The 15,276-nt window shown below is 47.1% G+C and carries 8 protein-coding genes; all 8 read right to left on the bottom strand.

Going from position 1 to position 15,276, the window contains the following annotated elements:
• Positions 1-15: 15 nt before the first annotated feature.
• Complete coding sequence (locus tag MIC7113_RS31465) at positions 16-2,745, bottom strand: methyl-accepting chemotaxis protein (RefSeq protein ID WP_015211497.1); 2,730 nt, start codon at positions 2,743-2,745, stop codon at positions 16-18.
• 256 nt (positions 2,746-3,001) lie between these two features.
• Positions 3,002-3,505: a chemotaxis protein CheW gene (locus MIC7113_RS31460; protein ID WP_015211496.1), complete on the bottom strand. Its 504-nt coding sequence runs from the start codon at positions 3,503-3,505 to the stop codon at positions 3,002-3,004.
• A gap of 153 nt (positions 3,506-3,658) precedes the next feature.
• Complete coding sequence (locus MIC7113_RS31455; protein ID WP_015211495.1) at positions 3,659-4,036, bottom strand: response regulator; 378 nt, start codon at positions 4,034-4,036, stop codon at positions 3,659-3,661.
• A gap of 131 nt (positions 4,037-4,167) precedes the next feature.
• Positions 4,168-5,238 (bottom strand): response regulator, encoded by a 1,071-nt coding sequence (locus tag MIC7113_RS31450; RefSeq protein WP_015211494.1) that lies wholly within the window; start codon positions 5,236-5,238, stop codon positions 4,168-4,170.
• An 809-nt stretch (positions 5,239-6,047) separates the two neighbouring features.
• On the bottom strand, positions 6,048-8,807 hold the full coding sequence (locus MIC7113_RS31445; RefSeq protein ID WP_015211493.1) for a glycosyltransferase family 2 protein: 2,760 nt from the start codon (positions 8,805-8,807) through the stop codon (positions 6,048-6,050).
• Positions 8,808-8,990: 183 nt separating this feature from the next.
• Positions 8,991-11,441, bottom strand: a complete 2,451-nt coding sequence (locus MIC7113_RS31440; protein WP_015211492.1) for a cellulose biosynthesis cyclic di-GMP-binding regulatory protein BcsB — start codon at positions 11,439-11,441, stop codon at positions 8,991-8,993.
• A 1,299-nt stretch (positions 11,442-12,740) separates the two neighbouring features.
• On the bottom strand, positions 12,741-13,538 hold the full coding sequence (locus tag MIC7113_RS31430; protein WP_015211491.1) for a WecB/TagA/CpsF family glycosyltransferase: 798 nt from the start codon (positions 13,536-13,538) through the stop codon (positions 12,741-12,743).
• Between the two features lie 460 nt (positions 13,539-13,998).
• A complete protein-coding gene (locus tag MIC7113_RS31420) occupies positions 13,999-14,805 on the bottom strand; it encodes a hypothetical protein (RefSeq protein WP_015211490.1) in 807 nt (268 codons plus the stop codon).
• Between the last annotated feature and the right edge of the window lie 471 nt (positions 14,806-15,276).

Raw genomic sequence — 15,276 nt, 5'->3', positions numbered from 1 at the left:
CTCAATGAACAATCACTAATCACCGACTTTGAATGTACCCACTGATGCCTGTAATTCCTGAGCAATCCCGACGGTCTCTTTGAGAGAACCGGAGACTTTTCGGGTAGAGTCAGATGTGCGTTCTGAGACCAGAGCAATCTCCTTCATCAACTCGGTAACGGCTTGAGACGTCTCCGCCTGGGACACCGTTGCGGTTGAAATCGATTGCACCAACGTGTCAATTTGCCGAGACACATCCAAAATTTTGTTCAAGCTCTGTTTGGCATCCTCAACCAGATGGGTACCTTCCACCACCTGGGTTGTACCCAGTTCCATCGCTTCGACCACTTCTGTCGTTTCTTTTTGGATATTCTCAACAATTTGTTCAATGTCTCGCGTCGCTGCTGCCGATCGCGCTGCCAGCTCCCCGACTTCTTCCGCTACCACCGCAAACCCCTGACCTTCTTCACCCGCCCGTGCTGCTTCAATCCCGGCGTTGATCGCTAGCAAGTTGGTTTGTAGGGCGATTTGGTTAATCAAGGAAACCACCTTGGAAATCTGCTGGGACGATTCACCCAATCGCTTGACTTTTTTAGCGGTTTGTGCAACAGTTTCTCGCAGACCGAGGATATTTTGCACGGAGCGGTCCATCGCCAGCCCACCGGTTTCCGCCGTGGTTGAGGCAGTACGAGCGACAACGGCGGCTTGACGAGCGTTTTCTGCCACTTGTTGAATCGAACGGCTCATTTCTTGAACCGAGTCCAGGGTGCGAGTCGTATCAAGAGCTTGCTTGAGGGCTTCTTCCGAAAGCTGACGGATTGCCCCTTCATTTTCTCCCAGTGACGTGTTCACCTGAGTCGCGGCTGTTTTCACATTGGTGACAATTTCCCGCAGACTCTCAATTACCGCATTAAAGAAGTCCGCCACCGTCCCAATTTCCCCAGTGGTGACATCCGCCCGCACCGTCAGGTCACCCCTCGCTGCCCCTTCCACATCACTGAGCAGTTCTAACAGTTGAAGCTGGAGGGCTTCTTTCTCTTGACGTTGCTCCACAGAAACCATTTCTGCGACAATCCGGGCTTGTTCTCGCTGCTCAAGCAGAGCAGCTTGGTCTAAAGCAAAACCAACTTGAATCGCCACCTGCTTAAAGAAAGTGATATCCGCTTCCTGCCAAGGCCGCGTGCTGGAACACTGATGGGTCACCAACAAACCGAGTAACTTGCCCTCTGCCAGAATCGGGGCGACCAAATTGGCCTTGACTTTAAACGGTTCGAGTTGACCCAGGTAACATTTGGTTAAGCCCGCGTCGTAAATATTCTCGGTGGCTTTGACTCGACCCCGCTTATACTTCTCCACATATTGCTCGGCAAAACAGGGGTCAGCAATGTTTGCCCCCAAGGCTTTGGGCCAGCCACTGCCTACGGATTCCGCCACAATGGTTCCCTGCCAGTTTTCGTCAAACAGATAGACCATGACGCGGTCGGTTTTTAAGGCTTCTCGGATGCCTGTAATGGCAGAATGGTAAATTTCTTCGACTTTGATCGATTCCCGAACACGAGAGATAATTTCATTCAGTTGTTGGGCGCGTTCGGCTTCGGCTTTTCTTGATTGCGCCAAACTCACACCCGTTAAGGACAGTCCGACTTGAGTGGCTAACTGCTGGAGGTAATGAACTTCTGTATCTTGCCAGACCCGCGTGCTGGAACACTGATGCGCCACCAGTAGACCGAGGAGGTTACCGGCGGCGACGATGGGTACCACTAAGTTGGCTTTTACCTGTAGTCGGTTTAACAACTGTAGGTGTGCAGGGGAATAATTAGTAGCCCGGGTGTCACTGGTGGGAACGACTCGTCCTCTCTTGTACTCGTCTAGGAGTTTTCCTGGAATACAAGGGTCACTGATGCGGTCGGCTAAGGCTCTAGGCCAACCCTGATCGACGGCTTCGGCAACGATGCAGCCGGATAAATCAGGTTCAAAGCCATAGATGACCACACGTTCTACGCCCAGTTCCTCTTTGGCTTGATTGACGGCTTGGTCGAAAAGGAATTGGCTGTCACCACGAGTGGAGGCGCTCAACGTATCGGCATAGTTTTGGAGTTTCGTCCGGTTGGCTTTTTGCTCTAAAACAATTGTTTCAACAAAGTTAGCGATGCCGTTGATGTTAGAACCGAGGAGAGCGAGTTCGTCAGAGCCTTCCACCAATAGGCGGGTATTCACTTCCCCTTTGCTCAGTTGATCAAGAGCATGAGTGGCGTGTCGCAGTTTTCGGGTCGTCTGTTCGGCAAAGAGAGTGGCTAAAAAACCTGCCAGTGCTCCTGTTACCCCCATGCCTAAAAGTAGGATGAGGGCTAGTTGATTGTTTAGGGCTTTGGCTTGTTGGGCTTTTACGGTTTGACCCGATGCATCAGCCTCTTTGAGTTCCTGATTGATAGCGCTTTGGGTTATAACCAAGCTGGTTCCCCCAATCGTCATGACTGGGAGGACGCCAAGGGCAATTGCTAAAGCGGTTGCTTTGGTTTTGAAGCTCATCCGCCCCCACCAAGACGCAGCACTAGAGCTGTTGAGTGGTTGAGGGGGTACGTAAGCCTTCAGGGTACTCTCATTCTGAAGTGAAGTTCTATCCATCATGGATTTTGTAACGCCAGTGCGAACAGGTTCGGCATCCAAGACCGGATGAAATGAGGAATTGTGAAGAGAGCTATTTTGGCTGATGCTATCAGGAATTGAATTATCACCAGAGCTTGCTGTATTGAATTGTTTAACCATGAAACCAGCACCATTACATAATAATAAATTGGCTTTTTGGGGGACTGCGAATTAAGGAGGAAAGATGTCAGGTTCTTGCTCCTTTCCCGAAGTGGCGGATGAAGGATGAAAATTAGGTGGATGGTTAGAATTAAGGTCAATGTAAATTTTCACGAATCCCAGGATTTTCTAATTATTTTTAGGTGGTGAGAGTAGAACCTTTTTTCCTCCTTCATCCTGAACAATTCAGACGTTTCTATCCCCCAGTGAATAGAGCCTAAGTGTTGTGTAGAAGAGGCGATCGCATAATCGCCTCGGCATCTAGCACTAATAAAATTTCTGTATCGAGCAAGACACATCCGCGTAAATAGGGCACTAGACCTGATGAGACTTGCCCCAGGGGGGGTTGAATATTTTCTGGTGTTAGGCGCAACACCCCTTCAACGGATTGCACAATGAGCAATAGAGAGACTGACCCACTATTGATAATTACGCTATTGTAATGTTGAACATTCGTTTCGATTCCGGGTAATCCCAGCATCTTAGCCAAGTCAATGACCCACAGCACTTTTGAACGCCGATTTAACAATCCCATGACATAGGGAGGCATATTTGGCATGGCTGTCAGACGCCCAACAGGTAAGACAAAAACCTCCTGTGCCTGACTCATGGATAAAACAGCCTGTGTTTGTTGACCAAACTGAAATTTGAGATAGGCATCCCCCAGATTTTTCTTGTTTGGATGGGGCTTTGTAATGTGGGCGAGTGCTGAACTATTCATTGACAAAAGAAGTAAGAACTATGATTTTTGGGTACAATCTCCGGCCCTTGTGGGGGTTAATTAAAGATGTGAGAAACGTTTTGTCAAGAGCCTTTGGTATACCACCCTATCTATTTCAGTCTTTAGTCTTGATTCTTCAGCTAAAGCGTTGAATCAAACGGCAACGGCTTTGATGGCACGAAGAATTTGTTCGCGGGTAAAAGGTTTAGTTAGGTAGGCATCGGCACCTTGTTTCATTCCCCAAAGCCGATCAATTTCCTGGTCTTTAGAAGAACAAATGACAATGGGTACCTTTTCTGTATCAGGATGAGTTTTGAGGCGACGACATAACTCAAAACCGCTCATTCCAGGCATGACAACATCGGTAATAATCACATCTGGCTTTTGCTCCAAAACCTTATTGAGAGCTTCTTTGGCTCCAACAGCATTGATGACGGTATAACCTCCTTCTCTCAGATAATGGCTAATTAATTCCAGTTCTGAGAGGTTATCATCTACGATTAAAATTGTGCCCATCAAAGTTTTACTCATGCTTCCTGGCCTCACAATTAATTAACTCGACTCTTGCTAAGTTTGCTCCGGATGAGGTGTATAGATTCTCCACTTGTGCCGCCATTGACGAAGGTGATATCAGGTATGAATCAAGCACAAGTGAAGACTCCCTAAGATAAGTGCTTAAACACCATTTTTAGTAATTCCGACTGGTTGAAAGGTTTGGTCAGGTAGCCTGATGCTTTGACCAGTTTAGCCTTAGCTCGGTCGAGAAATCCCGTATTTCCCGTCACCATAATGATTGGGATATTTTTGAACATTGAATGCTTGCGTAAAAGAGAACACAGCTCATAGCCATCTAAGTTGGGCATCGCCACATCCAGCAAAATTAGATCTGGCTTAATTCGGACAACTTGCATTAACGCTCTTACCGGGTCATTAATCATGACAACGGAGAAGCTTTTATCATCCAAGAAAGAGTTGATGGCATTTAAAACGGTTGGGCTGTCATCAATACAAGCAATCGTATAGGTGCTTTTTGAGAGCTGCTTGCCGGGGTTGATTCCAGCTATAGTTGTAGGGTGTGTTGGGGGTGCTGTATTACTCTGTACAGGAGTTTTGGGAACTACTTCTAGTTTAGTCGGAGCGCCGTTTTGAGCAACAGGCTTAGGTTGATGTTCGGAAGCTACGCTGTTTGATTGTACAGTCTGTTGTCGTCGTAACTGTTCGTGGCAGCGTTCAACTATCGTTCGCAAATCGAGACGACAAAATTTAGGGAGTTCATCTAATTTGTCTTGTTCAATTAATTGATAACTTCCTTCTTTGACTGAAAGAAGTGACACAATTACCTCTTCTGCCAATTCTTCGATAAGATTGGCGGCATCTTGCTCCCTGAGATATTGTTGATTGACTAACCAGCAAATGGCTTGGTACTCAGGATTTTGACTGGATTGACTCTCCAAGTCGGATTCAAATATTAGACGAACCTGTACTCGAACTGCACTAACCAGCGTAGGGATTTGACGACTGAGGCGACGCAAATGACGGTCGAGTCGCTCAAAGGGGTCTACTGAATCTGAGGCATAAATCAGTTTTCCCTGTTCTAGATAAACTGACCAAGAAACAGAGCCACTAGATACTTGTAAACACCCATTAGCCTGACGACTAGATAATTGTGCTAATAACGAAAGTGGGTTTAGCCTTTGGGAAGATCTGTAGCTAGCCATAGACATGGTGTTCATTTGTATCTACCTGGGTCTCATCCAATCGTTGAAACTATAAGGGTTGATTGGGTCTAACAATTCAACCTCGATAAAGCAATAGATTAGGCGGTTATAATACCCCTGGATTAGCTATTCTAGGCTAATCTAACAATTCAGAAAAAATCGCACTAACAACCGATTCAAAACGCTTGAATCTTCCCTTGTTAATCCCTGAATAGCGAAAAAAGTGAATAGCAAATCTCAAGCAAGGAGTAGCGGCCTACCCAAATTTGTATTTTGCAGATAGATGGCCCCTTCTCTTGGTAGGCGTGACTCTTTTCTTCTCTAAAGGACGGCGGTTTCTACGAGAAAGAGAGCGTGCCCGCTTCTGTTTACCCAAACCGCGTGAAGAAGAACCCATCAAGCTGGCTGTAACAACGGGCTGCTTGTATCAAAAGTTACGTCAAATCATCTCTCGTCTTAAGCGTTAGTGAGTTGATTTTAGAACTCAAGAGCCGTTATACATCCTCTGGAAAAGAAAAATTTCAATTAAGAGGGTAGATGAATAAGTAATGGACTTATTATTTATAAGTTTAACAGGCTTTGTGCATAAAACAGGTAAAGTGCCCATGAAGGTCTATAAAAGTCAATAAAGATAATGTGAGAGGATGAATTAAGATTTTTACAGAGAAAAAAATACTCTATTCTTTACCTTTTATATCTCATATTGCTAAAGGAAACGATACCATCAACAAGTGCTTGTTGATGGTCATTTTTCACTCATAGACCTGTGAATTTACTTCAACATTTTGGACTTTAGTCCTGCACCCATTCGCCACAATCAGGGTTTAATTCAGTGTCGTCAAAAGCCGTTTAATTTTGGCTTGCTGCTGTCGTTTTAATGACTCCGGAAAACTTAACTCAATCGCATAAAGGTTCGTGTTTTCACTCTTCGTACCTGAGCGATGTCGGAGTTTAGCGCTATTCTTATCTGCTACCCGTTCTTGGAGGGTGGTGTTCTCTTGGATGGCGGTTTCCAATTCAACGCTTCGGGGCGTCGCTACCTCAAGCATCTTAGCTTTCGCCGGACTGGAATTGCCAAAACTAGGATTACTCAACGGTTCTATCAACTCCACCTTCGCCAACAAAGAAGTTGGCTGCGAGTCATTTTCCTCTTGACTCAACAACAAACCAATCACCGGTTGCGTACTCTGCATCTCCTCCAGATTGAAAATATCGCTGCCATCAATTTCTAAGCGAACATCCTGCGTCCCGATTTCCGTCAGTGTTGCTGTATAGGAATGTCCTTCCCAACCTTCCCAATAAAGATGTGCAAAGCCATTCACCTGTTTGCGGACTTTGACGCCAATCGCAGGGCGGAATTCACGGAAGACACGTTTGATACTCGTAATGATGAACTTGAGCGATTCAATCGGATCGTCCACCTCGGTGCGCGTCTGAGAATACCACTCTTTCACATCACAATAGATAACCAACGTCAGGTCATCAATCTGGGTGCGCGTGGGTTCCACAAAGTCAATAAACAACCGCGCTTGCAGTTTACTTGTGGCGATCGCGCGAATCACTTTTCCCGATAGGAGTGCCCGCGCCCCAAAATCTCCCACCAGCTCAATTTTGACTTCATCGGGGATATTCGGCCATTCATCCAGCAGCACCTGGCAACCGCTTTCACTCACATCCACCGTCGTTCCTTGCCAACTCTGGTTTCCTTCGTGAATGATGGCTGTTAACTTTCGAGGTAAGCGGTGCGCCCGACGCAGTTGGGGCTGCTCAAAAGCAACTAAAATCGCTGCTAACACCAAGGACAAATTAAAAATACACCAAAAAGTATTGATCAGAACCGCCTGAGTATCCTCCGGCGAAAGCCATAACCAAAACGGCACTGCCAGCAAGGAGGCAGCCCCAATAGCCCCCACAATCACCAAGTACCGCACAGAGTCGAAGTCAAAGCTGCGTTTGGTAACACTCAATCCCTTATCCGTCACGTTAAACGAACCCAGCTTTGGGTTAACCAGGGCTAACAGCGTGACAATTCCCGCCTGGAACGACATGGCAAACTCAAAAATCTCGTTCCAGAATGAGAAACGGACGTGCTTGTAAGGGATGTGGTTAGTCTGCATCGACAGGATAATGTGAGGCAGGGCGTAGAACAAAGTTTCTAACCCCAACCCTTTCACCGAGTTGATGCCGAATAGCAAAAACAGCGGTGGCGCAATCGCGTACATCAACCGGGGAAAGCCATAAAAAAAGTGTGACGTGGCACTGAAATAGCAGATTCGCTGAGGAATCGTTAAATTCAGTTTTCGGTTGATTAACGGGTTTTCAATCCGCAGAATCTGAGCCATCCCCCTAGCCCAGCGCACCTGCTGCCCCACATAGGCGGAGAATTTCTCTGGTGCTAAGCCCGCCACCATAATTTTGTCGTAGTAAACCGACTCGTAGCCCAAAGAATGCAAGCGGAAAGCCGTGTGGCAGTCTTCCGTCACGGTTTCGGTAGCAATTCCCCCAATTTGCAGCGCATACTCCTTGCGAATTACAGCGGCTGAACCACAGAAAAACGCCGCATTCCAGAAATCATTCCCCTTTTGCAGGACTTTATAAAACAGCTCATTACCAACAGGAATTTTCCCTTGAGTTAGGAGGTTGCGCTCAAAGGGGTCTGGGTTATAGAACCAGTGAGGGGTCTGTACAAAGGCAACTTTGGGGTTAAAAAAGAAGCCGACGACATGCATCAAAAAATCCTTGACGGGCATGTGGTCACAGTCGAGAATTAGCACCAGGTCGCCTTTGGTTACCTTAAATGCGGTGTTAATATTCCCGGCTTTGGCATGTTCATTATTATCCCGTACCAGCATTGTTGCGCCCAGTTCTTCACACATTTGGCGCAATTCTGCTCGGCGGGCTTTATACTTTTCCGCACGTCCATCATCTAGGACGTAAACCTGTTTTTTATCCGCTGGATAGTCAATTGCTAAAGCGCATAGAGTTGTCTTGCGGACAATCTCAACATCTTCGTTATAAGTGGGAATGTAAATATCAACCTTGGGCCATTGTTCTTGGGGATAAAGGGAGAGATCGATAGGCTTGCGGTCTTTAATTTTTAGGGTCTGAAAATAGGCGAGAACCAGCGTACAAATCGCATAAAGTTCTGCCGTAAATAGCAAGAAACAGAAAAATCCGTTAATGATGTCATCGAAGTTGAGCGTGTAGTTGACGCGGTAATACAGGTAACGTAACGTTGTCACCACGCTCACAACAATCAAAAATAAATGAAGGTACTCGCTCACTTTTTTCGTGGGTTGCTGCTCCTCCATCTGAAGCACAATGCGTCCCACGGCGATGAGCACAGCGGCGACTACCCCTTGCTGCCAAATGGCTGGACGTACCGCGATGATGGGAATAGACAGCCAAATCAGCGACCCAATGAGTACCAGCAGGTGAGTGTGGGGCAGCGCCTGTAGAACGGCATCAAAAGCCTGAGGCACGCGCTCAACAAGCAAGTTCGATAGGCGCTTCCGTTGCTCGTTAGAAATCCCAATGTGTTTGCGACTTGGCTTCTCTCTGACTTTTGAAGATGTACTCGTCATTGGCAAGTATGAAGAATGAGGGATGAAGTCTAAAAGATTGAGTGTGAAGTGTGAGGTGTGAAGTGTGTTGGGTGAAAAGACGGGGCAACGTGGCTGTCTAATCACTTAATTTTTTTCCTCCTAGGTTATGTCGAAACTAGGAGTTTCGGTGCCACCCAAGAATCCTTCACACTTCACACTTTTTTATTTCTCCTGACCAGCAATCTTTTTGAGATACAACTGGATAACGCCGTAAAGAATCAGGCATGTTGCTACCATTGCTGGAGCCAACATGAACCAACTTCCCGATACGAATCGGAAAACTCGGCGTTGTACAGGTGTTTTATCGACGGTACGCTTTGGTTCACGTTGCAAAAACTCTAAATTATAAGCATTGGGGTCATAGGCTTCGGGGTTAGCGGTGTTAGCACTGATGAGCACCGTGTCTTCCTTGAGTTGGAAGAACAAGGGGTCTTGACGTAAAAAGTCTTGTACTTGCTTTAAGCCGTTTTCCGTTTGACCGGTTAGGGCTAAGAGAATGCGATCGCTAGCGAAGGGTGAGATAATCTCCTTAATCACGCCATCAGAGTCGGGTAAAGTCTGAACCTCACTCAGATTTAGCTGACGTTCTAGGTTGTCTTTGAGCTGAAAATCACCCGCCTTAAGCGCTTCTGGGAACGGGAATGTGTCTTGGGTGCCAATGCCCACCAACTGGTACTTTTTGAGCTGTTCAGGCGTTTTGGAAGAACCGGCGTAAACCGCTAACTGCACTGACTTGGCTTTGCTCAAGCGACCCAACCGGGTGCTGAACTCCAGTAAGGTGGAAATCTCAGTGGGTGAGGGCTGTTTGGGAACCACAATCGCCGTCGTCGATAAGTCTTGAGGTGCTCCAAAGGGGAAACCGTGCTGCAATAGTCTAAGGTCTGGCAGTTGAACCGCATTCGTGCTCTTGAGATTAAAGCTGGTATCGGCGTGCAACGTACCCCAAAGCTGTTGGTCGGTCACCCGGCTACAAGAACGACGTTCCCGCGCATCTAGGCGGAAATCCACCTCAAGTTTGGAGGTGGGTTTAATTAAATCCCCAGGCAGAGCCACTTTCAGAGTCTCGCGGGTGCCCCCATTGATGGAGGTGAGGCGTTTGCCAACCAGCGCCACCCCATCTAGCTTGACTTCCACGAGGGAGGTTTTGGCATTAATTTGTGGGCCATAGCTGTAAACCAGGTTCATGGTATTCCCCTGCCCAAACTGAGCATCGGGTACCGACTTGAAGTCAATTACAATCGGTGGGGAATCCGAACCCCGAACCGTGACATCTTGGAAGGGTTGGTTATCGCTTCTCTTGAGGTCGCTGAGTTGGAAGCTGTCGGTGGGGGGCAAATACCCAGGCCAATCGCGGGGGGCTGGGGATGGCACCTGGGTCAGGTTTTTGACGATGATGCTTTGACCAGTACCAATCTTACGGTCTTTGGCTTGGACTAAAAACTGTACAGCTTTGGCGACGCCAACGGGTCCGTTGCCGGTTGCCACGAGCACGGGGGATTTTTTGTTGGGGGTGGTAGTTAACATCAAAACCCCAACATCGGGCGGGTAAGCCTTCTCCTTACTATCGAGAACCTGATTGTCTTTCAGACTCAGCGGCAGGTCGAGAGACTTCAGGGTTGGCTGCTGTTTTGGAGTACCAATGACGAGCAACCGCTCAGGGGGAGCGGTTTTGGGTACATTTTTGTTAACTTCATCCAGGGTTTTGACGACGCGGGTATCCAAGCGGCGGAATTCGGCGAGGCGTCCGATGGTGGCTTGGAGGCGACTGGCACTTGTGAGCCAAGTGTCGTCAACGTCGTTGGGCAGCAGATAAGCAATTTGATTGGGAAATAGGCTGAGTTCGTCAAAAATGGGGTAGGGGAAGCGACTGAAGTCCAGGGTGACGGGTTGAGACGCAAAATCAAAGGTGATTTTGGAGTCAGGTAGTATCTCCGTCCACAGCGAGGGGTCGAAGGGGTCTTGGGTACAGGTTGGGGAGTTATTTTGCAGTGCCCCAATGGTGAGTTCGTTATAATTCTGAAGCAGCTCGACGGGCACGTTGAACACCGAATTCCCGATTTCGCCATCTTTGCGGTTGAGCGGGATACTGCCGATGGTCGCACCGTTAATCAAAACAGTCAGGTTCGAGCGTGTGGCATAGAGGGCTGGGGAATGGCGATAGCGGATTTGGGCTTTGACCGTTTTGATTTTCCAGTCGCGGGGACGGGTAAATCCGAGTCGCGCTTCGTCGTAAATCCCTCGCAAACTGAAGCGTTTACCCACCACCGGCGAGCGATTGAATTCTAAGACGTAGGGGTCTCCCGTGGGAGGCGCAGCGACTTCTGGCCCTTTGATGGGTGGATTGGGGAGGTTAACCCCGCCCGTGGAGCGTTCTTTGGTTTCGTTAATTGTGCCTTCGCGGAACGTCTCCGTTGACGTGGAGGGGGCTTCACTCTGGGCCATAGCCAAGGTGCCATAGAGTCCGAGAAGGACGGCGCAGCAAAGTGAAAGCAGCAAACGTCGAGACTGTTGCCGGAAGCGATGTCGGCGGTTCGTTTGACGACCCGAGCTCGTTCCTAGGTTTCGATTGAGTGCGGGTAGATGGGCAAATGCCTTGCGATTAAAGGGTTTCATGCCTCGCTCTGGGGTGAAGTCTAACTTACAGGATGCTCCCCTTGATAGCCATTCCCTTCAGGGGATTGGATGGCTTAAAAAAGTTTTACCTGACTGGTACTAGCTGTGGTTGTGTGAGCACAATTGTGACTGGAGTCAGGAGATACCAACTACTTGATACAGAGCCTTTACAACTTGATCCGGATGAGCCAGTTGGTTGGAAATTCTGCTCTCGAACCGTAAGGTTGGAGATGGGTTGGCGTGGTTTTTGTCTACAGAAGAGAAAATTGCTCTTGCCTTATTCTGGAATGAGATAATTGTGTTCAGGTTTTTTGGCTATAAAGCGATGGCTCGAAGGGCACCCGCGTTGCTTTTAGCTCTGCGCTTTGTAGAGAAGAGCTCCCTTTCTTAAAAGCACCCCATTGCTTTCACACAAAACGGTTCGCTATCCCTGATGTAGATCAATATCTTGCTGTAGGCGGCTTCATCTGTCTTTCCCGCAGGATACCTCGTCCATGCAATCCGTATGGGCGGGGTTGTTGACGAACACAAAGCACGCTCCCGCCTTTAGGCAGGGGTTTCTGACTCAGCAATACAGCGCAAGGCATCAATTCAGTTTTAACAAAATTTCTTCTTAAACTTTTGCGATTTCTCTGAATATGCCTCATCCCATCCCGACTTCCTTACCTATCGCTGATTTTTCCGGATGGTGCCAGACATTGGTTGAGTAAGAGAAAAGGTAGATGCACCCTGGTTTTCCCTCGCCGCGCTTAAAAAGAGCGGTGGGGGTCTTTTTTTTAGTGCCAGCAGGCGTTGAGCGTCTATTGCTGTTGCCCTAAAGGTTAGGACTTTCTTTAACGGATGAGATCGATCACTTACCAGTAATCAACATAAGAGCCTTCTCCCTCCTCACGCGAGAGCTCCGGTACCTTCTGCCTTTTGCTATATCTGTAGAGTTCGCTAGACCCCGAACCGGAGTTATAAGCTGTTACGCATTTAATTTGTCTATTGAGGCTGCGGGGGGGCAGGGGAGCTGGGGAGCTTGGGTGAGGATTTGAGCGTTTTTATCCTGGTTTAAAATGTACAAGTTAAATGCACTTTAGCTTACCTATTCAACGAATGCAGGCGAGCGCTCACTTCTAAGAGAAGCGAAACTTAGAGCTAATTTATAAACTTAATTTTAATTGGGTTAGGCCATTAAACGTAATAACGCACCGACTCTTAACGGTGCGTTACTAGGCATAAAATGGCAGAATTGAGAGAACTTTAATAATACTATTTGCGTCACACACCCAATAATAAATAGACTAATTAAGGGTCTCAACCCATCTCTTCACGAGTGACTCCCTTATAAGGCTCTGAATAATCAGAATTAAAGGGATCTACATAAAAATTAAGTTTTTGCTTGAGAATCAGCCAGAAGAAAGAAGGCCCATGCACTAAGTACCGTTTCCATAGCCTTTTGGGTTCAGCTAGCAATCTGTACAACCATTCCATACCAATTTCGCTAATCCACTTGGGCGCTCTTTTGATATTGCCTGCTTCAAAATCAATCGTCGCACCAATGGCTAGGAAAATTTTGATGTTGGTAAATTGGTCTTTGTACTTACTGATAAAGTTTTCTTGTTTGGGAGCGCCAACTCCTACAGCCAGAACTGTTGCGCCTGATTGGTTAATCAGTTCAATAATTTTCGCACATTCCTCTTCATTCTTTTCAAAGCCAAATGAGGGAGAATGTGCGCCCACAATCATGGTTCTTCCGACTTGTGCGTTAATCTTCTCTTGAGCTTTAAGTGCTACCCCAACGCGAGCTCCCAGTAAGAAGATTTTAATATCTTCATTGTCTTTGTGATACTGGTAAAACGCTGGAAAAAGGTCAGATCCAGAAATTTTCTCTTTGATGGGTGTTCCCAAAAAGCGAGAGATAAAAAACAGGATTTTGCTATCACATAATTTGTAGGTAGCATCCTTATAAGTGTTGACAAATTCTGGGTCGCTTTGTAGTTTCATTAAGTGATCGACATTCGGAGTAAAAACAACCCCGCTTTTACACTTTTCAAAGAATTCTGCCTGTGATATATTATCAATAGAGATATTTAGAAGTTTAACTTTGTTCATCTGGATTCATCCTACTTTTACGTGTCCTTGAGGCTGTTTCTTGGAAGATTCCCTTATCCAAGTCAAGGAACCTGTTTGCTTCATAAACCTTCAACTAACTATACGGATTCATTTCCTTGCCCTGCAAGGGCAAGGGCTTGAATTCATCGTTTCTTTACGGGAAATAAACGTCGCTTCACTGTTTCTTTATTCACTCCAAAAAAGATTAAAAAAGCAGAAAATTCTATCTGAAGAGAGTTTTAAAATTTCCTCTAAAGAGAATAATTCTTACTTGTTACCTGAAGGCAGATAAAAGGGCAATCAACCGAGGAGAGATTAAGAGTCTGTCGCGCCCTAAGAGTGCAGGATGGCAGAAATAACTGACTAGTCCCCCAGCACCCCAGCACCCTAGCACCCTAGCCCCTCAGCACCCCAGCTCCTCAGCGCCTCTGCTCCCCCTAGGCTTAAAGCGGGGAGGATGTCACTGCAAATACTCAGCCGGTGCCATTGGAGCATTTGTTCGACGTTTATCGGGTTGTTCAAACTTGTTCGTATTGGGCGGCTCATCAATGAGCAAGTACCGAGGTCCCCAGCCACCATTCAGGTCTTGCGGGCGTTTTGGGGGGGCTGTCGTTTGACCAATCGGTAAGGCAACCGTCAGAATTTGACTCGCCTGAACATACCGTTCCCCCTCGACGGTATTGCGAACAATGTTACTGACTAGCTTGATGTCTTGCTTTTGTAATTGTTGTTCGAGTTCCGACAGCGAATCCGTAGGCGCAACGGTGGCTAGGAAAAGTACTTCTGATTCGGGTTTGAACGAAATTCCTAGTTTTGACTGCTCCAGTTGCCAAGCTTCTTTAAACTGACCATTTGGTGCCACTTTCCAGAGATTTAGAGCCGCCTGCCATTTCCCCTGATTTACCTCAACATCTTGATAAGCCAGAATTGAATAAGTTTGATGCGGCTTGAAGTTTTCAGTTTCAGCCTTACCGACTTGCAGATAGCGAACAGCCGCGACTCCGATGCGACTCTTGTCTGGAAGATTGGTGGTTCCTGCTACCGTATAGACTCCCGAACGTTCGGCGGGAGTCACCCCAAGTTGAAACTCCGCCTTTGTCGATAAGTCGGGTATTAGAGTGGGTAATTGCCCTGCTTTTAAGGACACCTCCTTACATCCCGTGGTTAAAACGGCGAGGAGGACAAGCATCACTCCGCCTCGGAGATAACACCAAGAGGGTGAGGTTAGGACTTTCTTTTGGAAAGAAGGATGAGACAGAATTCCCATAGCTGATAGCTGAATTGATTGATAAAAAAGAGGAATGAGAGCGGGTAGATAAAAGGTTTCAGAAAACCGATGCGCCAGTCTTGAAATCTTTGTAAAATCCGGCTCTGAATGATAACGAATCTAAGAGCAGATTCTCGCAAAAATGACTCAGTTTTCAGATGGCTCAGCACCCCTATCGTCAAAATTCAAGACCTAATCATCCAGACCCACCAGGATTTCCACTTTGGGGGGAGTTTTTGTCTAAAATCCTATCTCAACCGTAACAGATGGAGACTTCCGCCTAAGCGAATCCTAATGGGTTGAGCGTATTGTGTTGAATCTCGGAACCTTGGGTGAGTAGCTAACGCAGGTGCTAGGGATTGCTCCTTCCGTTTATCAGGGTTGTCACCTATTACTCTCCCTCGTACAGGTCAGCTAATCAGTATGACCCGGATAACAAAAATAAACTTTATTCTTTCTTTATACTGGCTG

The sequence above is a fragment of the Allocoleopsis franciscana PCC 7113 genome (assembly GCF_000317515.1).
Classification (GTDB): Bacteria; Cyanobacteriota; Cyanobacteriia; order Cyanobacteriales; family Coleofasciculaceae; genus Allocoleopsis; species Allocoleopsis franciscana.
Note: the sequence above shows the minus strand (reverse complement) of the source record. Positions and strands in the feature narration are given on the sequence as shown.

Bases quoted from the DNA above. Each gene is read 5' to 3' on its own strand.
- MIC7113_RS31465 (WP_015211497.1), bottom strand. From the start codon at position 2,745: ATGGTTAAACAATTCAATACAGCAAGCTCTGGTGATAATTCAATTCCT.
- MIC7113_RS31460 (WP_015211496.1), bottom strand. From the start codon at position 3,505: ATGAATAGTTCAGCACTCGCCCACATTACAAAGCCCCATCCAAACAAG.
- MIC7113_RS31455 (WP_015211495.1), bottom strand. From the start codon at position 4,036: ATGAGTAAAACTTTGATGGGCACAATTTTAATCGTAGATGATAACCTC.
- MIC7113_RS31450 (WP_015211494.1), bottom strand. From the start codon at position 5,238: ATGAACACCATGTCTATGGCTAGCTACAGATCTTCCCAAAGGCTAAAC.
- MIC7113_RS31445 (WP_015211493.1), bottom strand. From the start codon at position 8,807: ATGACGAGTACATCTTCAAAAGTCAGAGAGAAGCCAAGTCGCAAACAC.
- MIC7113_RS31440 (WP_015211492.1), bottom strand. From the start codon at position 11,441: ATGAAACCCTTTAATCGCAAGGCATTTGCCCATCTACCCGCACTCAAT.
- MIC7113_RS31430 (WP_015211491.1), bottom strand. From the start codon at position 13,538: ATGAACAAAGTTAAACTTCTAAATATCTCTATTGATAATATATCACAG.
- MIC7113_RS31420 (WP_015211490.1), bottom strand. From the start codon at position 14,805: ATGGGAATTCTGTCTCATCCTTCTTTCCAAAAGAAAGTCCTAACCTCA.